At 73.0% G+C, this 25,714-nt stretch carries 20 protein-coding genes; 9 read left to right on the top strand and 11 right to left on the bottom strand.

Annotated elements, in window-relative coordinates:
• Nucleotides 1–27: 27 nt before the first annotated feature.
• Together ACZ6H8_RS07665 and nudC are read right to left on the bottom strand one after the other, a co-directional pair.
• Complete coding sequence (locus tag ACZ6H8_RS07665; RefSeq protein ID WP_464146060.1) at nucleotides 28–1,713, bottom strand: ATP-dependent helicase; 1,686 nt, start codon at nucleotides 1,711–1,713, stop codon at nucleotides 28–30.
• A complete protein-coding gene (gene nudC, locus ACZ6H8_RS07660; RefSeq protein WP_464146058.1) occupies nucleotides 1,710–2,612 on the bottom strand; it encodes an NAD(+) diphosphatase in 903 nt (300 codons plus the stop codon). Before nudC ends, ACZ6H8_RS07665 begins: the two co-directional genes overlap by 4 nt.
• A gap of 66 nt (nucleotides 2,613–2,678) precedes the next feature.
• On the opposite strand from nudC, the gene ACZ6H8_RS07655 reads away from it, so the two are divergent.
• Complete coding sequence (locus ACZ6H8_RS07655) at nucleotides 2,679–3,770, top strand: phosphotransferase (RefSeq protein ID WP_464146057.1); 1,092 nt, start codon at nucleotides 2,679–2,681, stop codon at nucleotides 3,768–3,770.
• A 27-nt stretch (nucleotides 3,771–3,797) separates the two neighbouring features.
• Here the strand turns inward: ACZ6H8_RS07655 and ACZ6H8_RS07650 are convergent, their stop codons facing one another.
• Both ACZ6H8_RS07650 and ACZ6H8_RS07645 read right to left on the bottom strand, forming a co-directional pair.
• Entirely contained in the window at nucleotides 3,798–6,944 is a 3,147-nt protein-coding gene (locus tag ACZ6H8_RS07650) for a UvrD-helicase domain-containing protein (RefSeq protein WP_464146056.1), read from the bottom strand.
• Nucleotides 6,941–9,967, bottom strand: coding sequence for a PD-(D/E)XK nuclease family protein (locus ACZ6H8_RS07645; protein ID WP_464146054.1), 3,027 nt, complete (start codon nucleotides 9,965–9,967; stop codon nucleotides 6,941–6,943). The genes ACZ6H8_RS07650 and ACZ6H8_RS07645 overlap by 4 nt, the downstream gene beginning before the upstream one ends.
• Before the next feature lie 96 nt (nucleotides 9,968–10,063).
• On the opposite strand from ACZ6H8_RS07645, the gene ACZ6H8_RS07640 reads away from it, so the two are divergent.
• Nucleotides 10,064–10,282 (top strand): DUF3107 domain-containing protein, encoded by a 219-nt coding sequence (locus tag ACZ6H8_RS07640; RefSeq protein ID WP_464146052.1) that lies wholly within the window; start codon nucleotides 10,064–10,066, stop codon nucleotides 10,280–10,282.
• Entirely contained in the window at nucleotides 10,282–10,575 is a 294-nt protein-coding gene (locus tag ACZ6H8_RS07635) for a hypothetical protein (protein ID WP_464146050.1), read from the top strand. The genes ACZ6H8_RS07640 and ACZ6H8_RS07635 overlap by 1 nt, the downstream gene beginning before the upstream one ends.
• A 16-nt stretch (nucleotides 10,576–10,591) precedes the next feature.
• Here the strand turns inward: ACZ6H8_RS07635 and ACZ6H8_RS07630 are convergent, their stop codons facing one another.
• Nucleotides 10,592–11,308: a ferritin-like fold-containing protein gene (locus ACZ6H8_RS07630; RefSeq protein ID WP_464146048.1), complete on the bottom strand. Its 717-nt coding sequence runs from the start codon at nucleotides 11,306–11,308 to the stop codon at nucleotides 10,592–10,594.
• Between the two features lie 132 nt (nucleotides 11,309–11,440).
• On the opposite strand from ACZ6H8_RS07630, the gene ACZ6H8_RS07625 reads away from it, so the two are divergent.
• Nucleotides 11,441–12,907, top strand: a complete 1,467-nt coding sequence (locus ACZ6H8_RS07625) for a DEAD/DEAH box helicase (protein WP_464146108.1) — start codon at nucleotides 11,441–11,443, stop codon at nucleotides 12,905–12,907.
• Between the two features lie 50 nt (nucleotides 12,908–12,957).
• Here ACZ6H8_RS07625 and ACZ6H8_RS07620 read toward each other — a convergent pair whose 3' ends face one another.
• Together ACZ6H8_RS07620 and ACZ6H8_RS07615 are read right to left on the bottom strand one after the other, a co-directional pair.
• The gene (locus tag ACZ6H8_RS07620) at nucleotides 12,958–13,638 is read right to left on the bottom strand and encodes a suppressor of fused domain protein (RefSeq protein WP_464146046.1); all 681 of its coding nucleotides are present in this window, start codon (nucleotides 13,636–13,638) and stop codon (nucleotides 12,958–12,960) included.
• Between the two features lie 106 nt (nucleotides 13,639–13,744).
• Nucleotides 13,745–14,605: a PHP domain-containing protein gene (locus tag ACZ6H8_RS07615; RefSeq protein ID WP_464146044.1), complete on the bottom strand. Its 861-nt coding sequence runs from the start codon at nucleotides 14,603–14,605 to the stop codon at nucleotides 13,745–13,747.
• A gap of 50 nt (nucleotides 14,606–14,655) precedes the next feature.
• Here ACZ6H8_RS07615 and ACZ6H8_RS07610 point away from each other — a divergent pair, with 50 nt between their 5' ends.
• Nucleotides 14,656–15,663, top strand: coding sequence for an endonuclease/exonuclease/phosphatase family protein (locus ACZ6H8_RS07610; RefSeq protein WP_464146042.1), 1,008 nt, complete (start codon nucleotides 14,656–14,658; stop codon nucleotides 15,661–15,663).
• A gap of 386 nt (nucleotides 15,664–16,049) precedes the next feature.
• Here ACZ6H8_RS07610 and ACZ6H8_RS07605 read toward each other — a convergent pair whose 3' ends face one another.
• The 3 genes from ACZ6H8_RS07605 to ACZ6H8_RS07595 are packed head-to-tail and all read right to left on the bottom strand — an operon-like array spanning nucleotide 16,050 to nucleotide 19,984.
• Nucleotides 16,050–16,844, bottom strand: coding sequence for a ferritin family protein (locus ACZ6H8_RS07605; RefSeq protein ID WP_464146040.1), 795 nt, complete (start codon nucleotides 16,842–16,844; stop codon nucleotides 16,050–16,052).
• A 51-nt stretch (nucleotides 16,845–16,895) separates the two neighbouring features.
• Nucleotides 16,896–19,187: an HAD-IB family hydrolase gene (locus tag ACZ6H8_RS07600; RefSeq protein WP_464146039.1), complete on the bottom strand. Its 2,292-nt coding sequence runs from the start codon at nucleotides 19,185–19,187 to the stop codon at nucleotides 16,896–16,898.
• The gene (locus ACZ6H8_RS07595; protein WP_464146038.1) at nucleotides 19,184–19,984 is read right to left on the bottom strand and encodes a hypothetical protein; all 801 of its coding nucleotides are present in this window, start codon (nucleotides 19,982–19,984) and stop codon (nucleotides 19,184–19,186) included. The genes ACZ6H8_RS07600 and ACZ6H8_RS07595 overlap by 4 nt, the downstream gene beginning before the upstream one ends.
• A gap of 63 nt (nucleotides 19,985–20,047) precedes the next feature.
• Between ACZ6H8_RS07595 and ACZ6H8_RS07590 the strand changes: the two genes are divergently transcribed.
• From ACZ6H8_RS07590 to ACZ6H8_RS07580, 3 genes are read left to right on the top strand one after another with little or no spacing between them, the layout of a single operon-like run.
• Nucleotides 20,048–20,803: an SDR family NAD(P)-dependent oxidoreductase gene (locus tag ACZ6H8_RS07590; RefSeq protein ID WP_464146036.1), complete on the top strand. Its 756-nt coding sequence runs from the start codon at nucleotides 20,048–20,050 to the stop codon at nucleotides 20,801–20,803.
• A 9-nt stretch (nucleotides 20,804–20,812) separates the two neighbouring features.
• Nucleotides 20,813–21,514 (top strand): lysophospholipid acyltransferase family protein, encoded by a 702-nt coding sequence (locus tag ACZ6H8_RS07585; protein WP_464146034.1) that lies wholly within the window; start codon nucleotides 20,813–20,815, stop codon nucleotides 21,512–21,514.
• Complete coding sequence (locus tag ACZ6H8_RS07580; RefSeq protein WP_464146033.1) at nucleotides 21,511–23,178, top strand: FAD-binding oxidoreductase; 1,668 nt, start codon at nucleotides 21,511–21,513, stop codon at nucleotides 23,176–23,178. The genes ACZ6H8_RS07585 and ACZ6H8_RS07580 overlap by 4 nt, the downstream gene beginning before the upstream one ends.
• A gap of 29 nt (nucleotides 23,179–23,207) precedes the next feature.
• On the opposite strand, the gene ACZ6H8_RS07575 is transcribed toward ACZ6H8_RS07580, so the two are convergent.
• Nucleotides 23,208–23,930, bottom strand: a complete 723-nt coding sequence (locus tag ACZ6H8_RS07575) for an esterase/lipase family protein (RefSeq protein WP_464146031.1) — start codon at nucleotides 23,928–23,930, stop codon at nucleotides 23,208–23,210.
• A 49-nt stretch (nucleotides 23,931–23,979) separates the two neighbouring features.
• On the opposite strand from ACZ6H8_RS07575, the gene ACZ6H8_RS07570 reads away from it, so the two are divergent.
• Nucleotides 23,980–25,470 carry an aminopeptidase P family protein gene (locus ACZ6H8_RS07570; RefSeq protein ID WP_464146029.1) on the top strand — a complete coding sequence of 497 codons (1,491 nt, stop codon included), beginning with the start codon at nucleotides 23,980–23,982 and terminating at the stop codon, nucleotides 25,468–25,470.
• Nucleotides 25,471–25,714 lie beyond the last annotated feature (244 nt).

Below are 25,714 nucleotides of genomic sequence, written 5' to 3'. Positions count from 1 at the left end.
CGAGCATCGCGCTCGACACCGGGGCGGTCAGCGTCGAGCGGTGGCTGCCGCACCCCGACTGCGGGTGTCGAGCTCTGCCAGGAACCGCGACGGCGTCCTCGTCATCCGACCCGACGCCGCCGAATGCGACAGCGACAGCGACGACCGAGCTCGCGTGATGCCGACGTAGCAGAGCCTGCGCTCCTCGTCGATCGCGTCGAGCGTCGAGGCGTACGAGATCGGCAGCAGACCCTCCGACAGCCCCACGATGCACACGTGCTCCCACTCGAGGCCCTTCGCAGCGTGCAGCGTCGCGATCGTCACGGCATCGACGCCAGGCTCGTGATCCGTCGCCGCGCGACGGGCGAGCTCGTCGGCGAACCCCGCGGCCGTCGCCCCCTCGGGGGCCTCCTCCGCGAGCGTCACGAGCGCGTGCAGCGCATCCCAGCGCGCACGCTCCTCCCCCTGCGTCGCCGGCGGCTCGTGCGCGTAGCCCAGCGGGTGGACGACGTCGATGACCGCCTGGAACAGCGGGCGACCATCGTCGGCGGTCTGCCGCAGCATCATCATCGCCGAGCGCACGGCAGGCAGCTCGAAGAACCGCTTCGCGCCCGCGAGGCGCACCGAGAGTCCCGCGTCGGCCAGCGCCTGCTCGATCGCAGCCGACTGCGCGTGGAAGCGCACGAGCACCGCGATCTCCGACGCCCGGGCACCGCCGGCCACGAGCGCGCGGCACCGCTCGGCGACGGCGCGCGCCTCCGCAGCATCCGACGGGTGCATCGTCACCTCCGGCTCCGGTCCCGAGCGCTCGGCACGCAGGTGGATGGCGTCGCGGCCGCGCATGAGCCGGTTCGCGGCGTCGACGATCTGCGTCGTCGACCGGTGGCTGCGCTCGAGGCGCACGACCGTCGCGTCCGGATGCCTGCCCATGAACTCCGGCAGGCTCCGCGCGTTCGCGCCGGCGAACGCGAAGACCGTCTGGCTCGGATCGCCGACGACGCACACCTCCTCGCGGCCACCGAGCCACGCGTCGAGCAGCCGCTGCTGCAGCGGCGACACGTCCTGGTACTCGTCGACCGTGAGGTGCCGGTACTGGCCGCGCACCGTGTCGGCGGCGATCGGCTCGCGCTCGAGCATGCCGGTCGTCGCGAGGATGACGTCCTCGAAGTCGATCTGCCGCCGGTCGTCCTTGAGCCGCTCGTACGTCTCGTGCAGCTCGAGCATCCTGCTCACCGGCAGGTCGCCTGGCATCGGCCGGCCGTGAGCGCTCGCCGCGTACTCCTCGAGCGTGAGCGCTCGCGCCTTGCGCCACTCGATCTCCGCCGCGAGATCGCGCAGCTGCGCCGTGTCGACCTTCAGCCGCAGCTGCAGCGCCGCGTCGGCGATGGTGCGGCCCTTCGTCGGCAGCACCTCCGGCATCCTGCCGCCTGCGAGCCGCGGCCAGAAGTGCGCGAGCTGCGCGAGCGCCGCCGAGTGGAACGTGCGCGCCTGCACCTCGGCCCCCAGCCCACGCAGGCGCGTGCGCATCTCCCCTGCCGCCTTCGTCGTGAACGTCACCGCCAGCACGCGCCGCGGATCGTAGACCCCCACCGCGACGCCGTACGCGATGCGGTGGGTGATGGCACGCGTCTTGCCGGTGCCCGCGCCTGCGAGCACGCACACCGCGCCCTGCACGGCGAGCGCGACCTCGCGCTGCTGCTCGTCGAGCCGCCCCAGGATCTCGTCGGGCGTCACCGATCCAGCCAGCGCTGGATGAGGTGCGCCGCGATCGATGCGTTGCCAGGCAGGCCCACGACGCCGGCGCGCACGTCGTCCCTCGTGAGCCACCGGATCTCGACGATCTCCTCGCCGTCGGGGCGAGCGGCCTCCGGGTCGAGCGCGACCGCCTCGAAGCCCACCATGAGGCTGCGCGGGAACGGCCACGGCTGGCTCGCCACGTAGCGCGGATCCTCGACGGTGACGCCCGCCTCCTCCGCGACCTCGCGCACGACGGTCGCCTCGAACGACTCGCCGAGGTCGACGAAGCCCGCGAAGAGCGAGAAGCGATCCGTCCATGCGGCGTTGCGGCCCAGCAGGATGCGCTCGTCGCTCGCGTCGGTCACGAGCACGATCACCGCCGGATCCATGCGCGGGAAGTGCTGCGCGCCAGCGCCGTCGATGCCGACCCATCCGCCCTGCTCGAAGGCCACGGGCGTGCCGTCGATGCCCGAGTACGACGTCTGCGCCTGCCAGCGGGCGAGGGCGACGGCCTGCGTGAGGATGCCCGCATCCTCAGCATCGAGCTCGGCGCCGATCTCGCGCAGGCTGCGCCACGCGCCGAGCTCCTGCCCGTCGCCGGCGCCGTCGACGAGCGCGCCGTCGACCGACGCGGCGAGCACGACGGCGCCCTGCGGCTGACCGCCTCTGCCGCCCGTGCGTCCGAGCCATGCCACGCGGGCGCCGTACGGCACGCGGTCTGCGGGCACGCGCACGATCGCGCCGTCGGCGACGAGCGTGCGGTCGCCGTCGACGAGCACGACGCGCGTCGACGCGTCGGCGAGCGCCTCCTCCAACGATCCCGCCCGCATGCGCGAGGCGTGGTCGCGGTCGAGCGAGGTGCGCGACAGGGGTGGGATCGAGGACGGGTTCGTCAATGCTGCCTTCCCGTCGCAGCGCGTGGCGACGCAGGAGCCGGTGATGCCCGCCGTACCCTTGCGATCATGGCTGCGAACCCCTTCACTCTAGCCGCGTTGGCGACCTCCGCCGTGCCCGGCATCGAGGTCGTGGGGGCCGTCGACGACGGCTCGGACGACGCGGCGGAGGCGGTCGCCGCCCGGATCGCCGACGGACGCGTCGTGCGGGTCGTCGTGCCACGCACCCCCGATGCGCTCGCACGTCTGCGCGACCAGGCCGTCACGCTGCACGTGTTCACGGGAGCCGTGCGCGACCGACTGCCCTTCGAGGTGCCCGAGACGCTCGGCACCGCACCGCTGCAGCGCACCGCCGTCATCGTGACGACGCGACTGGGAGGCGCGACGCTGCGGCTCGCCGACGTCTCTCCCGCGCATCCTGGGCTCGCGGGCTCGATCGGCGAGACGATCGCCGCCCTGCACGAGCTGCCGACGAGCATCGTGCTCGACGCCGGTCTCGCGCACCGGTCGGTCGCCGACATCCGACAGGCCCTCGTCGACGTCTTCGACCGCGTCGCCTCGACGGGCCGCGTGCCCGCTGCGCTGCTCGCCAGGTGGGAGGTGGCCCTCGAGGACGCCGCGCTGTGGCAGTTCCAGCCGCGCGTCGTGCACGGCGACCTGCAGGCTCCCGCGTTCCGCCGAGAGCACGCGACGATCACCGGCGTCGACGGCTGGCACGCCCTCGGCCTCGGCGATCCCGCGATCGACCTCGCCTGGCTGCTTGGCAACGAGCACGCATCGAGCGTCGACGAGGCCTTCGTCGCCTACGCGGGCGTGCGCGGCGCCGACCGACAGCTGCGACGCCGCGCGATGCTGCACGCCGAGCTCGACGTCGCACGATGGCTGCTGCACGGCGTCGAGTCCCGCGACGACGCGATCGTCGCCGACGCCGAGGGCATGCTCGCCCGCCTCGCCGACCGGGTCTCCGACGACGACGCATCGACGGCGCTGCAGCCGGAGCGCCTGCACACGATGGACCTCGCCGACGTGCAGCACATGCTCGACGAGCGCGGCACGTCGGTCGCGCGCGCGCAGCCCGCCGCGTCGGGCGGCCCGAGCGACGACGTCACGGAGGACCTCGGCGACGTCGAGCTGCCGCGGCCTGGGACCACCCGAGGCTGACGGTCGAGGCTGAGCGCAGCGCCTCGCTCAGCCCAGCCTGCCCCTCGCCGCCTCCCACGCGGTGCGCAGCTCGTCGAGGCTCAGCACGTGCTCGGGCCGCACGACCTCGTCGTGCTCGACGAAGTACAGCTCGGCGCGCACGCTGTCGGGGTCGACGCCCGCGTGCAGCGCGTACGCGGCGCGGTAGAGCGCCAGCTGCAGCCCGCGCTCGGCGACGTCGGCCCTCGACCGCGGCAGCGCCCCCGTCTTCCAGTCGACGAGGACGAGCTCGTCGCCGTCGCGCAGCACGGCGTCGATGCGGCACACCACCGAGGTCGACCCGAGCGGCAGATGCACCTCGAGCTCGGTCGCGACGTGCTCCATGCGCGCATACGGCGACGCGAGGAACGTCTCGCGCAGCCGCGCGAGCCGCTCGACGTCGACGGCCACGAGGTCGCCGCCGAGCGCGTCGTCGCCGCCGAGCCCATCGTCGTCGACGAGGTCTGCGAGCCCCGTCGTGCCGCGCTGCTCGACCCACTGGTGGAACAGCGTGCCCAGCCGCGTCGCGCGGAACGGTCGGCGCGGCATGGGGCGGACGCGAGCGAGCGCCTGCGCCTCGGGGTCGGCGAGCCAGTCCTTCGCCGTCGACGCGGAGATGCGGCTGGGAGCCACCGCCACCGCTGGCGCGTCGCGCTCGGCGAGGAGCAGCGCGATCTCGTCGTCGAACCGCGTCGCCGCCGCCGCGTCGGCCGCACGCACGGCGTCGGCGGCCCGCTCGACCACGTCGCGGCGGCGCCCGAGGGGGTCGGGTGGCCAGACGGACTGCTCGAGCTCGAGCACCGTCGGGTTCTCGGCGTGCTCCGGGGCGTCCGGCAGCGCGACGCCGAGCGCATCTGCCCCGTCGACGAGGAACCGCGACGGCTTCGCGATGCCCTTGTTCCTGCCGATCCACCACGCCGCCGACATCCACAGCGACGCCCGCGCCCGCGTCACCGCCACGTACGCGAGCCGTCGCTCCTCCGCGTGGAACTGATCGGCGAGCCCCTCGACGTACGCCTTGCGTTCCGTGCCGTACTCGCGAAGGTCGGCGACGCCGGACGGATCGAAGCGCGGCAGCTCGCCCGCGTCGCCTCGCAACGCATACGGCAGGGCGCCGACGGCGAGCCACCCGCGCGCGTCCTGCCGCTGCATCGGCAACGTCTTCTCCGAGAGGGAGGGCACGGCGACGAGGTCCCACTCGAGGCCCTTCGAGGCATGGATCGTCAGGATCTGCACGACGCCGGGCTCGGGCTCGGGTGCCGGCGCGTCGAGCGTGTCGTCGCGCGCGGCACGCTCGAGCCACGCCGCGAGCGCCTCGAGCGTCGCTGCGGGATCGGTGAGCGCGAACTGCTGCACCTCGGCGACGAACGCGTCGAGCGCGCGACGGGGTGCGCGAGCGGGGTTCGCGAGCACCTCGACGTCGAGCCGCAGCTGCCGCTCGACGAGGCGCACGAGCTCCGGCAGCGGCAGCGCGCGCTGCGCGCGCAGTCGACGGAAGGTGCGCGCAGCGTCGCGCAGCCGCTCGGCGCCCGGCTCCGAGAGCGCCTTCCACACCGCGGCGTCGTCAGACGCATCGAGCAGGTCGTCGAGTGCGTCGACGAGCGAGGCGGAGGCGTCGTCGTCCGTCGACTCGCGATCGGCGTCGCGAGCGCGCTCGGAGAGGAAGCGCGTCGCCACCCGCCGCGCGTGGTCACGCAGCGCTGCGAGGTCGCGCGGGCCGACGCGCCAGTGGGCGCCCGCGAGCAGCCGCAGCAGGTGACCGCCGGCCCGCGGATCCGCGAGCACCGACAGCGCCGAGCGCATGTCGACGATCTCGGGCTCGGCGAGCAAGCCTCCCGTGCCCACGACGTGGCACGCGATGCCGCGGCGCGTGAGGGCGTCGGCGAACGTCCACATGCGTCCACGCACCCGCAGCAGCACGGCCGCGGTCGTCGGCGGCCTGCCTGCGCCGCGCTCCGCGAACCAGGTCGCGAGCGCCTCGGCCTCGTCGTGCTGCGTCTCGAACAGCTCGAGCGCGATCTCGCCTGCCTGCGCGCCCGGGCGCGGCCGCAGGCGCTCGACGCCGTGCGCGGGCAGCGGCGCGGCGATGCGGTTCGCGACGTCGAGCACGCCAGCGGCGTTGCGCCAGCTCGTCGAGAGCGCGAAGCGCGCCGTGCCACCGAAGTCGTCATGGAAGCGCGCGAGCGTGCCTGCGCTCGCACCCCGCCATCCGTAGATCGACTGATTGGGGTCGCCCACCGCCATCACGGGGTCGCCGCCGAAGAGCGTCGTGAGCAGGCGCACCTGCGACACCGACGTGTCCTGGTACTCGTCGAGCAGCACGACGCCGTGCCGCGCGCGCACCTCGTCGACGAGCCGCGGGGCCGCCTGCAGCGCCTGCAGGGCGAAGCGCACCTGGTCGCTGAACTCGATGACCCCGAGCTCGCGCTTGCGCCGATCGTAGGTCTCGGCGAGCGCGGCGAGCGGCTCGAGGGCACGCATCGCGAGCACGTCCTTGTCGCGCTCCCTGCCGACGCCGATCTGGCCCCTGCCCACCTCGAGGCCGGCGATGCGCTCGAAGGGCCTCGCGAAGCCGTCGAGCACGCTCGGGTCGAGTGCGTTGTCGCCGAGCTCGGACGCGAGGCGGCGCAGGCCGTCGACGACGACGTCGTTCGACCGCAGCGCCGCGAGACGCAGGTCGTCGCTGCCGAGCGCGACGTCGCGCGCGAGCAGCCAGGCGGCGGTGTCGCCCAGCAGGTCGGCATCGGGGTCGCGGCCGAGCACGAGCGCGTGCTCCCGGTAGAGCTGGCTCGCGAACGCGTTGTACGTCGACACCGTGGGCTCGACCGCGGCGGCCGACTCGTCGAGGAGCCCTGCGCGCACGAGCTGCTGGATGCGCTCGACGAGCCGCACGCGCAGCTCGCTCGCCGCCTTGCGCGTGAACGTGAGGCCGAGGATGCGCTCGGGCTCGACCATGTCGTTCGCGAGCAGCCACAGCACGCGCATCGACATCGTCTCGGTCTTGCCGGAGCCCGCGCCCGCGACGACGAGCGCAGGCTCGAGCGGTGCCGTGATGACGGCGGCCTGCTCGTCGGTCGGGATGCGCGCGGCGCCGTCGGCGCCCGACGCCTCGTGCAGCCGCTCGGCGATCTCGGCTGGGCTGATCGGCTGGCTCACTCGGTCACCTGTCGTCGCACGTGGATCTCGCACTGGCCGTGCGCGAACTCGTTGAGGCAGTGCTCGAGGGGCACCGCCGTGAACGTCGCGGCCGCCATGCGTGCGGCGACGTCGACGACGCGCTCCTCGAACTCGGCGAGCTCGCTCGCCTCGAGCGGCGGCTGGTCGCCGATGGGCTTGGGGTCTCGCGGGTACAGCAGGCGCGCACCTGCCGACGTCGTCTCGGGTGCGACGGTCGCGATCGCGCCGCGTGCCGCTGCGAGCTGGTAGGCACGCAGCTGCGCGTGCGCCGCGATCGCAGGGCCGCTCGGCTTGTCCTTGCCCGTCTTGAGGTCGACGATGCGCACCTCGTCGCCGCGGCGCTCGATCCAGTCGATCGAGCCACGCAGCACGACGTCGCCGATCGCGAGCTCGAACCTGCGCTCGTGGTCGCCGACGTCGATGCGCCATCCCAGCTCGCGCTCGGTGCGCACGTACTCGGCGATCGCCACGACGATCTGCTCGACGATCGCGTGCTCGCGCGCGGACTCCCACGGCGAGCGGAACGCGAGCTCGGCCCACCGTGCCTCGACGGCCGCCATGAGCGATGCCGCGTCGGCGGCGTCGGCCTGCTCGACGGCGGCGTGCACGATCGTGCCGACCGCCTGCGGCGTCGCGGAGCCCGTGGGGGCGAGCCTGCTCACCGCCCAGTCGACGGCGCACGCCTCGAATCCCTCGAGCGCCGAGGGCGAGACGCCCATCGGCTCACCGCCGTCGACGAGGGGGGCATCGGTCGTGGCCTCCGCGAGACCCGCCCACTGCTCGGGCGCGGCGCCCGGCACGCCCTCGGCGGCGAGGCGTGCGAGCGCTGCCGCGGCGTCGCCGCGCAGGCCGGCGGACGAGTGCGGGTCGACGAGCATGCGGCGCAGCGTGCCGACGAGCTCGCGCAGCGTGCGTCCGCGCGCGTCGACCTCGCCAGGCGCCTCGGGCAGGACCGCGAGCCAGCGCGCCGGCCGCTCCTCCTCCGTGTCGATCGCCACGACGTGCACGGCCGCACGCGCCCGGGAGACCGCGTGCACGAGCATGCGCAGCTCGTCGTCGGCGACGTCGGTGACGGTCGTGACGCCACCGATCGCGTGCGCGCCCAGCAGCTGCGCGCCCAGCAGCGACCCCCGCGGCCGCAGGTTGGGCCATGCGCCCTCCTGCACGCCCGCGACGACGACGGTGTCGAGCTCGACCGACACGAGCTGCGACGGCGTGCCGATGCGCACCGACTCCGCCACCTGGCGGCCGGCGAGCGAGTCGAGCTCGAGCGCCGCCGAACGCCACGCGCGCACGAACTCGTCCGCCCGGACGTCGGGGTGGCGTTCCGCGTGCCTCGCCGCGTGGTCGAGCAGCGCGACGACGGCGTCGAGCCTGCGATGCGCCCACGACGCGTCGGCACCGCCTGCGAGCGCGGCATCGCGCCACGCCTCGGCGACGCCCGCGCCGTCCCACAGCCGCCACAGCAGCTCGACGGCCGTGTCGGGGTCGTCGCCGTGCGCGAGCTCCGCGGCGTAGCGCAGGCGCGAGCCGACGGCACGCGCGGTGCGCGCCTCGGGACCACCGACGCCGTCGAGCGCCGCGTCGTCTGCGAGCGCGTCGGCGAGGAGCTCGTCTCCGGAGGCGGGCGCGCGCCCATCTGCGATGGCTCGATGGCGCACGGCGCGGCGCAGGCGTCGCAGGCCGACCGCGTCGAGTCCCACGAGCGGCGACGTCAGGATGCGTCGCGCGACGTCGGGCGCGACGGGCTCGACCCCCGTGACGATCGACAGCATCGCGACGAGGTCGTCGGCCACGCTCGAGCCGCGCACCGCCGAGCCGCCACCCTCGCGCAGCGTCGGCACCTCGAGGTCGGCGAGCGAGCGCTCGAGCTCGGCGGCGAGCCTGCCCGATCGCGTCACGACCGCCATCGCGCCCCACGGCACGCCATCGACGAGGTGGCGCCTTCGCAGCAGCCTCGCGATGCGGCGCGACTGCTCCACCGCGCCGTCGACGCGATGCACGGCGACCGTGCCCTCGGCACCGAGCGCGTCCGCTGCGCGATGCGTGCCGCCGAGCGCGGTGCCGATGCGCTCGGACAGCCGGCCGATCGCGGCGCGCAGCACCGGACCGTGGCGGTGGTCGTGCGCGAGGTCGATGCGCGTGGAGAAGCCGAGGCGTGCGCCGATCGAGCCGAGGATCGACGGGTCGGCGCCGCGGAACATGTCGGTGGCCGTGTCGGGGTCGCCGAGCGCGACGATGGTCGTGCCCGTGGCGTGCAGCGCCTCGACGAGTCGCATCGCACCCTCGGTGAGCTCCTGCGCGTCGTCGACGACGAGCAGGCGGAGCCTGCGCGGGCCGGCGCGCACGATGTCGGCGGCGCGCGCCAGCAGGCTCGCGGCGTCGACGGCGCCCACGCCGTCGCGGTGCGCGAGGGCGAGCACCTGGTCGAGCTCGCGCTGCACAGCGCCGGCCGCCGCCCACTCGGGTCGGTCGTGCCGCATGGCGAGCTCGTCGAGCGCCGCCCGGTCGAGTCCCTGTTCGCGCGCCCTGGCCAGCACGTCGCGCAGCTCGGTGCGGAAGCCCTGCTGCTCGCGGACCTCGGCGCCGAGATGCTCGGGCCAGGCAGGCCCCGTGCCGAGGTCGACGTGGCCCGCGAGCAGGTCGGCGAGCATGCCGTCCTGCTCTGCGCCCGAGAGCAGCTGCGGTCGCTCCACGCCCATCGCGAGCGCCTCCTCGCCCAGCAGGGCGTACGCGAACGACGCCGCGGTGCGCGCGAGCGGGCCGGGCGTCACGACGTCGACGCGGGCGGCGAGCCGGTCGCGCAGCCGTGTCGCGGCGGCCCGCGATCCCGCGAGCACGAGCAGGTCGCCGCCCGTCCACCCCGGGCGTGCGAGCCGGTCGGCGACGAGCTCGACGACCGTCGTGGTCTTGCCCGATCCGGCGACGCCCAGCACGATGGCGCTCGCCTCCTCCTGCAGGTCGAGGACTGCGCGCTGCGAGGCGTCGAGGGTCACGGGCATCCCTCGACGCTACGGCTCCCCACCCACACCTCGGACACCCCGCCGCTGTCGGCGAACGTGGATGGGGAGCGCATGTCGAGCACGTATCCTTTCGACATGGACATCCGCATCGGCATCAAGGACACCGCACGCGAGATCGCGTTCGACTCCGCGCAGACGGTCGCCGAGGTCGAGCAGGCCGTCACGTCGGCGTTCGACGGCGGCCACCTCACGCTCGACGACGCCAAGGGACGCCGCTACCTCGTGCCCAGCGCGCAGATCGCATACGTCGAGATCGGGTCGGAGTCGACCAGGCGCATCGGGTTCGTCGCCTGATGGAGCTCATCTGGATGCCGGTGCTCGGCGCGGCGATCGGCGCCGTCCTGCGCTACGTCATCCCCGGCCGTGCCACGCACGGCATGATGCTGCTGCCCGCGCTGGGCGCGTGCACCACCGCCGTCGCATGGGTCGCGATGGTCGTGGGCGGCTGGAGCCTCGGCGACCCGTGGATCTGGCTGCTCGCCCTCGTGGCACCAGCCGTGGTCTGCACGGTCGCAGCCCTCGCGCTGGCGCGCGTGCGCCCGGCACGCGACGAGCAGCGCCTGCAGCAGCTGCTCTCCGTCCGGTAGCGAGCCGCTGCCGACGTCAGGCCGTGAGGCCGAGCGCATCCATGCGTCGGGTGTGCGCGGCGACGATGTCGTTGAACGCGGGCTCGAGCCGCTGCGACGGCGCGGAGGAGGCCTCCTGCGGCCCGTGCACCGCGAGGTACATCTGCAGCAGGGTGTCGCCGACGAGCCTGCGCCCCCACAGCGCCATGCGCGCTGCGAGCCTCGGGTTGGCGACGATCGCGCGCTGCAGCTCGCGCACGAGCAGCGGCTGGCCCGTCTCGCGCGTGAGCACCCGCAGCACCGCGTCGCGATCGTCCTCCGGCAGACCGCCGCCGTACGCGACGAAGAAGTCGGTGAGCAGACCCGTGGTCACGTGCAGCGACAGCAGCTGCTCGTACCAGTCGGCGCCGGCGACCTCCTTCGCGAACCGCTCGCTCGAGGCGTAGAACGGCTCGATCGCCTCGATGGGCTCGACGTCGCGCGGCAGCAGCTGCACGAGGTCGCGGTAGCGGGTCGAGACGATGCGCAGCGCCTCGACGAGGTTCGCCTTCGACGCGAGCGTCGGCGACTCGTCGACCGCCCTGCCCGCCTGCTGCAGCACGACGAGCTGGAGCGCGAGCAGCTGCCCCAGGTAGTGCTCGAGCCTCGGCTCGAGGTCCTGCAGGAGCACGCGATCGCCGTCGGCGACGACCTTGCGGGGTCGCAGGAGCGCCCTCGTCACCTCGCGCGGCGTGCGATCGAACCATCGGACCACGGCGGAAAGCCTAGCCATCGCTCGCGGTGCGCACCGGCATCCAGACGACGCGCCGGTAGACTCGCCCGGAATACGACGCATCCAAGAGACGGATCACACGTGACGTTCGCAGCACTGAACATCGAAGCCGACATGGTCGAGGCCCTCGCCTCCCACGGCATCGAGGACCCCTTCCCGATCCAGCAGCAGACCATCCCACTGGGTCTCAGCGGTCAGGACATCATCGGCCAGGCGAAGACCGGCACCGGCAAGACGTTCGCGTTCGGCCTGCCGATCGCGCAGCGCATCGGCCCCGACCCTGGGCCGGGCGTGCAGGTGCTCATCGTCGTGCCGACGCGCGAGCTCGCGGTGCAGGTCACCGAGGACATGGTGCTCATCACCGCCAATCGCCCCACGCAGATCGCCTCGATCTACGGCGGCAAGGCGTACGAGGGCCAGATCGAGCAGCTGAAGGCAGGTGCGCAGATCGTGGTCGGCACGCCCGGCCGCCTCCTCGACCTCGCCAACCAGCGCATCCTCGACCTGTCGAAGGTCACCGAGATCGTGCTCGACGAGGCCGACAAGATGCTCGACCTCGGCTTCCTGCCCGACATCGAGCGCATCTTCTCGCTCGTGCCGCCCGTGCGCCACACGATGCTGTTCTCGGCGACGATGCCCGGTCCGATCGTCGCCCTCGCGCGCCGCTTCATGTCGCGGCCCATCCACATCCGTGCGACCGACCCCGACGACTCGATCGCGCAGAAGAACATCCGCCACCTGGCGTACCGGGCGCACTCGCTCGACAAGGACGAGGTCATCGGCCGCATCCTGCAGGCAGAGGGCCGCGGCAAGACCGTGGTGTTCACGCGCACGAAGCGCGCGGCGTCGCGACTGTGCGAGGAGCTCATCGACCGCGGCTTCGAGGCTGCTGCCGTGCACGGCGACATGAGCCAGGAGGCGCGCGAGCGCGCGATGGCGTCGTTCAAGGCGGGCAAGAAGGACGTGCTGATCGCGACCGACGTCGCCGCGCGCGGCATCGACGTCGACGACGTGACCCACGTCATCAACCACACCATCCCCGAGGACGAGAAGACGTACCTGCACCGCGTGGGCCGCACGGGCCGCGCCGGCCGCACGGGCATCGCGATCACGTTCGTCGACTGGGAGGACCTCCACAAGTGGACCTTCATCGACCGTGCGCTCGAGCTGCAGATCCCCGAGCCCGCCGAGACGTACTCCTCGTCGCCGCACCTGTTCGAGGAGCTCTCGATCCCCGAGGGCTCGAAGGGCCGCCTGCGGGCGACGCCTCCCGACCGCGTCGCGAAGCGCGAGCTCGAGCGTGCAGCCGCGCGCCAGGCCGACGGCCGTGGGCGAGGCGGCGGCGGTCGTGACGGTCAGCGTCGCGACGGCGGACGCGGCGGCGAGCGCCGCGGCGGTCGCGGCACGGGCGACGCACCCCGCGAGACGCAGGCACCCGTGGAGTCGGCGCGGCAGCCCGCGGAGGGCCGCGGCACGCACGACGGCGGCGGCACGCAGCACCACGACGGCAACGCGGCACCGGCGAGGCGACGTCGTCGCCGTCGCTCGGGCGGCGGAGGCGCTGCGGCGCCCCAGGCCTGACGATCGCACGACGAGACCCCTCCTGCTCAGGCAGGAGGGGTCTCGTCGCGTCACACGACGGAGGCGCGTCCAGGGTCGACGGCGATCGTCACGCCTGCGGACTCGAGCCGGTCGATGAGGTCGTCGGAGCCGCGCGCGGTCGACTTCGCATGCGCCATCTCGGCGTCGGTGACCGGCAGCACCGCGAGGTACGAGACGCGGCCGACCGCCGTCGACGCCGACATGATGCCAGGGGGCAGGCCGAGCGGCGGGCCGATGAGCGCGGTCGAGAACGGCAGGCCGTCGTGGAAGGGCGCCCCGCTGGGGATCGTGTGCCCCCACGACACCCACGTGCTGCTGCGGCGAGGGTAGCGTGCGAGCCCCTTCACGAGGCGGATGGGCCAGTATGCGGACTCGTCGCGCAGTCGACCCTCGACGTCGGCCTCGCCTCCGGCGAGCCCCGGCCAGTCGGCGGGGACCCCGATGACGAGCTCCTGCCTCGCATGCTCTGCGAGCTCCGAGGGCACGTGCATCGGCAGGTCGGACATGCCGACGGTCGCGAGGGTGACGAACGGGCGACCCTCGGCGGGCGGGAAGACGACGAGGTCGATGCGCAGCTCGTCGGGCATCGACTCGGCCAGCACGGTGCTGGGCTCGCCCAGATGGCTGCGCAGGTGCTGCACGAGCGTCTGCGCATGCTCGTCGCCTGCTCGGGCGTCGGCGGGATCGGATGGAGACCAGGGCAGCCGCATGCCTCGTCCTCTCGGTGAAGGGATGCGTGCAGGGTACAAGAGGCTGCCTGGGCCGATGCTCCGTCTCGTCCCCCGCGAAGGGGCTGCTGCACGAGGACGCGCGTGCTCAGGCGGGCAGGACGGGCTCGGCGCCGGTGCCCTCGGCGAGGATCGCCTCGAGCGCCTCTGCGCTCGTGGTGTGCTCGCCGAACGCGTTGGGCTTGCCGCGTCCGTGCCAGTCGCTCGAGCCCGTCGTGACGAGCCCGAAGCGACGTGCCCGCTCCCGCAGCCACTGCCGAGCCTCCATCGGATTGTCGCGGTGGTCGACCTCCAGGCCGAACAGGCCGGCGTCGACGAGCCTCGCGAGAACGTCGTCGTCCATCGCCGCCTGCCCGCGGCCGGCGGGGTGGGCGATGACGGGCACGCCGCCCGCCTCGCGGATGATGCGCACCGCGTCGACGGGCGCGGGCGCGCGATGCGGCTGGTAGTAGCCGCCGCGCCAGTGCAGGATGCCCTCGAACGCGCTCGAGCGGTCGGGCACGATGCCGAGCGTCACGAGGGCGTCGGCGATGTGGGGGCGGCCGATCGTCGCGTTCGGGGCCGCGTGGTCCTGCACGTCCTGCCACGTCAGCGGATGGTCGGCGCCGATGCGCTCGACCATGCGCCTGGCCCGTTCGACCCGTTCGAGGCGGATGCGGTCGCGCTCGGCGAGGAACGCGGGCGCCATGGGATCGGGCAGGTAGCCGAGCACGTGCACGCTCGCCCACTGCTGCTGCGCCGAGAACTCGACGCCGGGCACGAGCCCCATGCCGACCTCGCGCGCCGCCTCGGACGCGGCACCCCAGCCTGCGGTCGTGTCGTGATCGGTGATCGCGACGACCCCGATCCCTGCCGCGTGCGCCTGCAGCACGAGCTCGCGCGGCGACTCCGTGCCGTCCGACTCCGTGGAGTGGGCGTGCAGGTCGATGCACCCCCACTGCTTCGCCATGCCTCCATCGTAGGAGTCGATCCATAGCCGAGCCGCCTACCCTGGATCCGATGAAGGTGCTCGGCTGGCTGATCGGCATCGCGGTCGCGGCCGCGTTGCTCGTCGCGGCGTGGCCGCAGACGTTCGGTCTCGAGCAGTCGCCGGTGGTCGCGCAGGTCGTGTCGTTGCGCATGGGCGTCGTCGGCATCGCCGCGGTGCTGGGCGTCGTGTTCCTGCTGCTCATGGCTGCGAAGCGCATCCGGAGGTTCGCGGGAGCGGTCGTGGTCATGCTGCTCGTGTTCATGGTCGCGTCGTCGGGCATCCACCTGTCGCGGGGCATCGACGACTCGGTCGCGGTCGCCGAGGAGGGCGACGTCGTCGTGCTGACGTGGAACACGCTGGGCGATGCGCCGGGGGCGGAGGCGATCGCGGCGCTCGTGCGCGACACGGGCGCCGACGTCGTGATGCTGCCGGAGACGACGATCGAGACGGGCACGCAGGTGGCGGTGACGCTCGGTGCGGAGGGCAACCCGTTCTGGGCGCTCACGACCGACTTCGCGAACGCGGACTACGGCGCGCTCAACACGACGCTGCTCGTGTCTGCGTCGCTCGGCACGTACACGGCGCAGCCGTCGGTCGACGTCGGGCAGACGAACACGTTGCCGACCGTGATCGCGACGCCCGACTCGGGCGTGGGGCCGACGCTCGTCGCGACGCACCCGGTGGCGCCCATCCCGCAGCAGATGGCGAACTGGCGCGACGATCTCGACTTCGTCGCCGCGCTGTGCCAGCAGGGCGAGTCGGTCATCGTCGGTGGCGACTTCAACTCGACCCTCGACCACTGGGCGTCGTTGGGCACGGGCACGGGCGACCTGGGCACGTGCGTCGATGCGGCGGGCGAGGCGGGGTCGGGTGCCGTGGGCACGTGGCCGACGTGGGCGCCGGCGTGGCTCGGCGCGCAGATCGACCATGTCGTCGCGTCGCCGGATTGGCGCGTCATGGATGCGCAGGTGCTGCTGGGCTACGACGACCTGGGCTCCGACCACCGCCCCGTCGTGGCGGTGCTGCGGCAGCGCTGACCCGGGATCGTCCTCGCGCGCCGCCGAATCGACACCTGAGGGGGCCGTCGGGTGCAGGACGCACGTGAGGTGCCGCTGACGTGCAGGTTGGACGCGTCGCCGGTCGGCGGACCGCACGACGCGCACTCCCGCGCAGCCAGCCTCGGGACGCGAGGACGAGTCCCACCCTCGGGGCAGCCAGGATGCGACCGCGACGCCGCCAACCGTGACGCGTCGCCGGCAGGCGCGCGCCAGCCGGTCGGCGGACCGCATGACGCGCACTCCCACGCAGCCAGCCTCGGGACGCCAAGGCAACGCCCATCCGCGGCGCGGTGACGACGCGACCGCGACGCTGCTCCGCCGAACGCGTCGCCGGTCGAGGCGTCCCGGCCCGAGGCGCCTGCGCCTCAGGCCGGGACGCCTCGACCGTCCATGGCCTTCTCCACGATCCGCAGCCCTTCGAGGCCGGGAAGGGCGGAGATCTTCGTGTCCATGTCGTGGATGAGCTTGCGTCCGTCTGGGCCTTGGAAGAGGTGGGTCATGACGTGCGTCACCTCGTCGTCGGTGTTGATGCCGGAGCCGACGGGCTGCCAGACCTTCGACATGACGAAGCGGGTGATGACGCGTGCCTTCTTCGACTTCTCGAGCCGCTTGCGCGCCTGGGTGGCGTAGAAGGCGATGTGCTTCGACTCCTGGATGGCGATGCGCTTGAGCAGCGGGGTGAGGACGGGGTGCGACTGCATCTTGGCGAGGCGGTTGTAGGCGGCGTTGGCGGAGTACTCGTTCGCGGCGCCCCACGTCATGTGCACGGCGACGAAGTCGTTGCCGACGACGTTGCCGAGCAGCGACTGCTTGACGGGGTCGAGGCGGTCCTTCCAGCCGAGCTTGAGGCGGGTGGCCTTGAGCACGTCGTAGTCGACGGTGATGCCGTGCTTGGCGAGGACGGCGGCGAGCGCCTCGCCGTGCCAGAACTCCTCGCGGTTCCACATCGTCATGAAGGCGCCCACCTCGGGCTCCTTGTGGGATGGGGTGGTGAGGAGGTCGCGCAGGTAGCAGACCGTGTGGTACTCCACGTCGCACATGTAGCGCAGGGTGCGCAGCGTCGACTCGGGCAGCGGGTCGGTGTCGAATGCGTCGAGGTCGAGGTCGCCCCATTCGACGCCCTCGGACTGCTTCGTGTACTTGTCGATGTCGAAGGCCATGCTGTCGGGCGTGCGCCCGTTCCCTTCTGCGCGGTGTGGTGCGTACCGCCGTCAGGCGGTGTGCTCGGGGATGGTTCGGAGCAGCGCCCGCGAACGGTTGGCGGGTCCTCGGCGCCAGCGCACCGAGGTCCAGCCTCGGCGGTCGGCCTCGCCGGCCAGGCGGCCGTCGGGGTTGACGGCGGTGGGCACGCCGACGAGCGCGAGCCATCCGAGGTCGGCGTGGCTGTCGCCGTAGCCGTAGGAGGCGGACAGGTCGAGGTCGTGCTCGGCTGCGTACTGGGTGAGCCAGGACGCTCGTGCCTCGTCGACAAGCGGCGGGGTGGCGAGGTAGCCGGTGAGGCGTCCGTCGCGTTCGTGCATGCTGCCGGCGACGACCTCGTCGAACAGGTCGGCGACGGGGGCTGCGAGCCGGTCGAAGGAGCCGGAGACGAGCACGGTGCGGTGTCCGGCTGCGCGATGCTGCAGCACGCGTTCGATGGCGTCGGCGCTCGCGTGCGACAGCATGCGCTCCCGATAGCCGCCCTGCACGATGCGCTCGAGGCGGGCGACGGACATGCCTTCGTAGCGGCGCATGAACTCGCGGATGAACTCGCCGCGGTCGCGGCGTTCGGCTGCGAGGTAGCGGGGGACGTCGGCGAGCATCCGCACGACCTCGGCGGGGTACGCGGTGCGGCGCACGCCCTGCGTGCGCACCCACAGGTACTGCTCGACGATGTTCGAGTCGATGAGGGTGCCTTCGAGGTCGAAGACGGCGATGACGTCGGTGCGCTTGGGCAGATCGGCCGCGGATGCGGCGATGGCTGCCTTCGCGCGTTCGCGGCGGCGCGCGGAGAACGAGGTGGCGAGCTCGGTGACGGCGGGCAGGTGCACGTCCTGCAGGTAGTGCTCCCAGTCGACGGCGGTGATGTCGAATCCGCGGTCGGCGGCGATCTCGGGCGGGAGCGACGCGTGGAGCGCCTTCGTGTTCGCGTCGTCGAAGATGATCTCCGACTGCACGTACACCTTGTAGAGCGCGATGAACTGGCGGAGGCGTCCGATGTCGCGCACCGCCTTGTCGGTCGACGACCTCCAGCGGCGGGTGCTGGCGGTCGTCGGCAGCGCCGTGAGCGCCTTCTGCGCGAAGGTCACGGCTCGCTGCTGCTGTGCGAGGCGGCGGTCGACGCGCGTGCCGCCTGGGAACGTCCAGTCGGGCACGATGACGGGGGCGTCGCCCTGCTGCATGGGGTGCGCGGTGAAGTAGGTGCGCACCGCCTCGAAGATCTCGTGGTACGGCAGCGGGTTGGAGCGTCCGGAGGCCACCTGGTAGTAGGCGGGGCTGCCTGCGGGCGGCGGCTGCGTGGCTGCGGCGATCGCGGCGTTGACGACGTGGTCGACGGGGATGACGTCGAGCACGGAGTCGGGTGAGCCTGGGAACTCGGGCAGCTGCCCCTTGCCGTAGGCGACGATGAGGGGGTCGGCGACCTTGAAGCCGTCGATCCAGCCGGGGTACGGGTGCTGCGCCGCCGACTCGATGATGGAGGGGCGCACGATCGACAGGCGACGCTGCGAACCCCACAGCTCCTCGGCGGCACGCTCGGCGAACGCCTTCGTGAGCGTGTAGACGTCGGTCCAGCCGAGGCTCTGCGCACGCGTGCGTCCGGCTTCGACGAGCTGGTCGGTGACCCACGCGCGGCGGGCCTCCTCGCTGGCCGATGCGACGGCGATGGGGCCGGCCTTGCCGTGCTCGGCGCGTGCGGCGTCGAGGAAGACGGTGAGCAGCTCCGGCATGCGCGACTGCAGCTCGACGCGCTCGCGCGCCTGCCGGGCGGCCTTGTGCTCGAGCCGCCAGTCGACGTCGTGCTCGAGGCTCTGCTCGAGCGCGACGCCCTTGCGCAGCCCGCCGACGTAGCAGGTGGAGATGTGCACGACGTGCGGGTCGGCGCCGGTGGCGAGGATGGCCTCGTAGAGGCCGACGGCGCCGCCGAGGTTCGTGTCGAACGACTCGTCGATCGGCGGGTCGAACGACACGCTCGCTGCCGAGTGGATGACGACGTCGATGCCCTTCGGCAGGGGCGCGACCTCGTCGAGCCCCGAGTCGACGACCGTGACGCGCGTGCCGATGGCGGCGTCGACGACGTCGTCGCCGACGCGGGCGCGCCATGCGTCGAACACGGGCTTGCGCAGCAGCGCGGCCGCGCGGTCCTCGGCCGTCTCGGCACCCTTGCCGCGGACGAGGATCGACACGGTCGTGTCGGGGAACGTCGCGAGCAGTCGCTCGAGGATCGCCTGGCCGACGAAGCCCGTCGCTCCGGTGAGGAGGACGTGCGCGTCGCCGAGGTCGTGCGGCGTGGGGGTGGGGCTCATGCCACCAGCCTGGCAGCCAGACGCGCGGCTGTCGCATCCATCCCCGGCAACGCCGCGACGCGGTCGCGGACCCGCTCGAGCGCTGCCCGGCCGGAGGCGCCTGCGAACGTGAGCCGTTCGAGCAGGTGCCGCGCCCTGGCGGGCACGTGGAGGGCGCCGATGGGCCATGCGGTGCCCAGCAGCGCGCGACGCGTGAGGCGTCGTGCGCGCTTCGACTCGGCGAGGCGACGCTCGGCCTCCTGGCCGAGGAAGTCGAGGTGGCGGGACTGCACGTCGTCGACGATGGCGGCGAGCGTGTCGATCGTCGCGTGCCTCGCGTGCCGACGCAGCGCTGCGAACGCCTCGCCGATGATCCACTCGTCGACGAGGCCTGCCGTGGCGTGCACGGCGACGACGTCGACGCCGTCGAGGTTCGCCAGCAGCGCGCGCCGCACGGGGCCGCGACGCTCGGCGAGCTCGCGCGGGCGGATCCTCGCCCTGCCGTGCAGCTCGGTCGAGTGGCCGTGGGCGTCGAGGATGGCGCGCAGGGCGTCGGCGATCCAGAACCGCTCGTACGACCACGTCACGAGGAAGGCGGTCATGCGCGCATCCTTGTGCGTCGCGGTGACGAGCAGGTCGCGCAGACGCCCCATCGTCGCGTTCTCGACGTGGTGCAGCACGGCGACGAGGCGCAGCGCGACGTCGTCGAGCGGCGCGACCGCGAATGCCTCGAGGTCGAGCGCGTCTCGGTGGCTGCCGCGCGCGTCGCGCGCGAAGGCGCGGACGTCGAACATGCGCTCGGTGGCGGTGGAGGTCATCGTCTCGACGATACCGGCTGGTGCATGGCCGGCCGGGGGTACGCCGCGGCTAGGGTTGGGCGCATGCGTGCGCTCGTCACCGGTGCGTCCTCCGGCATCGGAGCCGCGTTCGCGCGCGCCCTCGCTGCCAGGGGTCACGATCTCGTCCTCGTCGCTCGCGACCGCGTTCGACTCGAGGCGATGGCGGCCGAGCTGCCCGTCGACGTCGAGGTGCTGCCCGCCGACCTCGCGGTCCGCGACGAGCAGGAGCGCGTCGCCAGGCGCATCGAGTCGGAGGATGCCCCCATCGGCATGCTCGTGACCTGCGCGGGCTTCGGCATGCACGCGCCGATCATGAGCGCCGACCCGTCGGAGCACGACCGGGCGTGGGAGGTCATGGGGCGCTCGACGCAGCGCCTCGCCGCCGCCGCCGCCCGCACGATGCGGCCTCGTGGAGAGGGCGCGATCGTCACGGTCTCGTCGACGGCGGGGCTCACGGCCATGGGCGCGTACGCGGCGATCAAGGCGTGGGTGACGACGATGACCGAGGGGCTCGCGAACGAGCTGCACGGGTCCGGCGTCACCGTCACCGCGCTCATGCCCGGCTGGGTGCGCACCGAGTTCCACGCACGTGCGGGCATGGCGGCCTCCGGGCTCCCGGACGTGCTGTGGCTCGAGCCGGAGGCCGTCGTGCAGGCGTGCCTGCGCGACGTCGACCGAGGCAGGGTGCTGTCCATACCGAGCGTTCGCTACAAGGCGTTCGCCGGATTGCTGCGCGTCATGCCGCGTCCCGGCGTCCGTGCCCTGTCGCGCGCGCTCCGATCTCGTCGAGATCGATAGGTTGTCCTCGTGGCAGACGCCCGGCATCCCCGCGACCGCTTCGACTCGAAGGCGCATGAGGTCGCTCGCTTCGGCGCGCAACGCGGCCTGCTGAAGTCTGCGGTGCATGCGACGGTCACCCTCCGCGTCGTCGACGAGCACCGTGCCGCCGCCCTCGAGGGGCAGCCGTTCATCCTCGTCGCGAACCACTCGAGCCACCTCGACGCGCCCGTCATCCTCTCTGCGCTGCCGTGGCGCATCGCGAAGACGCTCGCGATCGGCGCCGCCGCCGACTACTTCTTCGACGTGTGGTGGCGTCGCGGGCTCACCGCGCTGTTCTTCAACGCGTTCCCCGTGCAGCGCTCGGGTCGTCGCAAGCAGGTCGTCTCCGCGAAGAGCCTGCTCGAGCGCGGCATCCCCGTGCTGCTGTTCCCGGAGGGCACGCGGTCGAAGTCGGGCAAGATGGCCGACTTCCGCCCCGGCTCCGCCGCGCTCGCGACGAACCTCGGCGTGCAGATCCTGCCGGTGGCGATCGTCGGTGCGCACGACGCCCATCCGCGAGGGTCGTCGTGGCCGAAGCCCGGGAGGATGCCCGTGACCGTCGTCTTCGGCGACGCGATCGCACCGAACGAGGGCGAGAACGCCCGTGACCTGACGGCGCGCGTGCGCGCAGAGGTCGTCCGACTGCTGGCCGCCAACGGCGGCCCTGACCCGAGGGAGCTCCAGGCATGACCGTCGAGCACATGAAGTGGTGGGGATGGGGCCGTGAGGGCGTCGCCTTCCACCACGAGGACAAGCCCGCGTTCGCGCCGTTCGTGCAGCACGCGGTCGGTCTCGACCTGCACGCTGCCGACGCCGTCGACACGCCTTCCTTCGACGAGATCGACGTGCCCGCGTCGCAGGCGCCCGACGCGCTGCTGGCCGAGCTCCGCGGTGCGATCGGCGACGCCCACGTCGTCACCGACGACCTCGACCGCGTCGTGCACACCTACGGCAAGTCGATCCGCGACCTCATCCGCGTGCGGGCAGGCATCCTCCCCCGCGTCCCCGACGTCGTCGCCTACCCGGGCGACGAGGCCGACGTGCAGCGCATCGTCGAGGTCGCGGTGGCCGCGAACGCCGTGCTCATCCCGTTCGGCGGCGGCTCGAACATCGCAGGCTCCCTCGAGCCCACGCCCACCGAGACCCGCCCCATCGTCTCGGTCGACCTCGGCCGCATGCGACTGCTCGTCGACATCGACGAGCCGTCGCAGATCGCGCGCATCCAGGCAGGCGCCCTCGGCCCCGACCTCGAGGCGCAGCTGAACGCGAAGGGTTGGACGCTCGGCCACTTCCCCGACTCCTTCACGCACTCGACGCTCGGCGGCTGGGTCGCGACGCGCTCGAGCGGCATGCAGTCCGACAAGTACGGCGACATCGCCGAGATCGCTCGCGGCATGCGCGTCGTGCGTCCGGATGGCGCGCTCGTCATCCGCGCGATGCCGAACGCGTCGACGGGCCCGAGCGTGCGTGAGATGGTGCTGGGCTCCGAGGGTCGACTCGGCATCATCACGGAGGTGTCGGTGCAGGTGCACCGCGTGCCGGAGGAGCGTGTCATCCACGCGTACTTCTTCCCCCGGTGGGCCGTCGCGCTCGGTGCGATGCAGGCGATCGCCGCGTCGGATGCGGCACCGTCGATCACGCGCGTGTCCGACGCACGCGAGACGGCGTTCTCGATGGCGACGAGCAAGGCGCGCACGGGCACCTCGCGCATCCTCGCCGAGGAGGTCCTCCCCCGGCTCATGCGGTCGAAGGGCTGGGATCTCGACGAGATCTGCATGTCGTTCATCGGCTACGAGGGCTCGCCCTCGCACGTGCGTCGTCAGCGCGCATCGGTGGAGCGGATCGTGAAGCAGTACGGCGGCATGGGCGTCGGCACCGGCCCAGGCGTGCTCTACGACCAGAAGAAGTTCGACACGCCCTACCTGCGCGACTTCCTGCTCGACCGCGGCGCCGTCGCCGACGTCTCCGAGACCGTCGCGCCCTGGTCGCGACTGCTCGAGCTCTACGATGCGACGGTCGCCTCGGCGAACGCCGCGTACGAGCAGATCGGCCAGCCCGGTTGGATCATGTGCCATCTGTCGCACTCGTACCACGTGGGTGCATGCCTGTACTTCACGTTCGCGTGGGTCGCGGGCGGCGACGAGATCGCCGAGTACGAGACGGTGAAGTCGGCCATCCAGCAGTCGTTCGTCGACCACGGCGGCGCGATCTCGCACCACCACGGCGTCGGCTTCGAGCACGCGCCGTGGCTCGAGCAGGACATCTCATCGGAGGGCGTCGCGGTCATGCGCGGCCTGTTCGCCGCCTCCGACCCGCAGCGCATCCTCAACCCCGGGGCGATCATCCCCGAGTGAGGCTCGGGGCCCCCGCCGCGGTCTGAGGATCAGCGGGCCCGCAGGCGCTCGATCGCAGCCACGACCTGGTCGAGCGTCTCGGGCGCGCGCACGCTCGAGAAGTGGCCGGCGGCGTGCAGGAGCACGACCTCCGAGCCCGCGAGCGGCGCATGCGCGGGCACGTGCGGATCCCACGACGGCACGAGCTCGACGATGCGCGCGTTCGCGGCCGTCTCGGCGGCGAGCGCCACGAGGGCGGGCGAGCCATCGCGTAGCTCGGCCAGCGAGCGCCACCACGGCACGAGCCGCGCGCGCGTCGAGCCCGCGAAGGGCGTGGCGATGGTCACGAGCCCCACGAGCCGCACGTCGGCGGGCGTCTCCCCCGCGATGGCGTCGCGCGTCCAGTCGACGAGCACGCGCTTGCCCGTGAGCCCGCCCTTCGAGTGCGCCACGAGCACGACGTCGCCCGTGAGGTCCTCGATGGCGGCGCGCACGAGCGGCACGCCGTCGACGAACGGCGCGAGGTTGTACCCGAGCGCGGGCACGGCGCGCACGCCGAGCCCGCGAGCGGCGAGGCGCGTCGCGAGCGGCTCGAGGTAGCGCCACGGCTCCCACACGCCCGGCAGCAGCACGACCGTGACGCCGCCGGTCGGCGCGGGCACGTCGAACGGCACCGTGCGTCGCACGAACGCGTGCAGCTGACCGCGCGTCGCATCCGCGTAGTCCCGCGCCCACGTCGCAGCACGTGCGAGCGTGCGCCGCAGCCACCCCATCCGTCGATCCTAGGCGCGCCCCTGGCACGCTCGATGCGAGGATGGAGGCATGAGCGAGACGCAGACGACCGCAGCCGAGACGACGGCGGAGCCGCAGGCGAACGAGCGCAACGCGGGCCGATCGACGACGCCGTTGTCGAGCCGCTTCGTCGAGCACGTGCAGCAGGGATGGGCCGATCGCACCGAGGTGCTGCCCGAGCCGCGCCCCGCAGCGGCGGAGGCAGCGGCTCGCCGCGCAGCGCTGTCGCAGCGGCACCCGGGTGCGCGCATCGTCGTGCCCGCCGGGCCGCGCAAGCAGCGCTCGAACGACACCGACTACGCCTTCCGTGCCGCCCCCGACTTCGCGATCCTCACCGGCTGGGGTGCCGACGCCGAGCCCGACGCCGTGCTCGTGCTCGAGCCCCGTGGCGACGGGCATGAGGCCACGCTGTACTTCCGCCAGCCGGCCGGCCGCGACACGACGGAGTTCTTCGCCAACGCCGAGATCGGCGAGTTCTGGATCGGCGCGCGGCCGTCGCTCGCGCACGTCGCCGCCGACCTCGGCATCGCGACGAAGGACCTCGCGGACGTCGCCGCCGTGCTCGACGACGACTCCGTGCCCGTGCTGGTGACGACCGAGGGCGACCCTGCGATCGTCGCGGGCCTCGGCGAGCGCGCCAACGCGTCGGCGGAGCACGAGGACGTCGTGGGTCGCGACCTCGCCGAGCTGCGCCTGGTGAAGTCGGCATGGGAGGTCGCCGAGGTGCAGCGCGCCGTCGACGCGACGAAGGCCGGCTTCGACGACGTCATCCGCGACCTCGCCGCAGCGAGCGCGCATCCGCGCGGCGAGCGCGTCGTCGAGGGCACGTTCCACCGGCGCGCGCGCATCGATGGGAACGCCGTCGGCTACGACACGATCGCCGCGTCGGGCTCCCACGCGTGCATCCTGCACTGGACCCGCAACGACGGTCCCGTGCGCGAGGGCGACCTCATCCTGCTCGACGCGGGCGTCGAGGTCGACAGCCTGTACACGGCCGACGTCACGCGCACCCTGCCGATCTCGGGCACGTTCAGCCCCGTGCAGCGGAAGGTGTACGAGGCGGTGCTCGAGGCTGCCGACGCCGCGTTCGCCGTCGCACGCCCCGGCATCGTGTTCAAGGAGATCCACGCAGCCGCGATGGAGGTCATCGCACGCCGCACCGCCGAGTGGGGCCTGCTGCCGATGACGGCCGAGGAGTCGCTCGAGCCGGAGAACCAGCTGCACCGCCGGTGGATGGTGCACGGCACGAGCCACCACCTCGGCCTCGACGTGCACGACTGCGCGCAGGCACGGCGCGAGTTCTACCACGACGGCATCGTGCAGGAGGGGATGGTCTTCACGATCGAGCCCGGACTGTACTTCCAGCCAGACGACCTCACGGTGCCGGAGGAGCTGCGCGGCATCGGCGTGCGCATCGAGGACGACGTCGTCGTCACGGCCGACGGCGTGCGCAACCTGTCGGCAGGCATCCCCCGCACGGCCGACGAGGTCGAGGCGTGGATGGCGGGCTTGCGCGGCTGAGTCGCGCGCACGTTCGGTCGCGCCCCGGTCCCGCTCCGCACCGCCGTCGCCCCCAGTCGCCCGAGACGGTCCCCGCACCGCTCCTCGAGGTGCGAGCGGAGCGAGCCTCGGACGGGGCGGGACGCACTCGAACCTGCCCTAGGAAGCTCTCCACAACCTCGACCGTCCGGCGATCGTCGCGGTGGCGGCGGAGGTCGGTGCGCGTTCGAGCGGTCGCCCTGTCGACGAGTCGCTCGTGCGTCGC

It is taken from the genome of Agrococcus sp. AC640b, from assembly GCF_979255995.1.
This window is presented reverse-complemented; position numbering and strand designations above follow the sequence as displayed.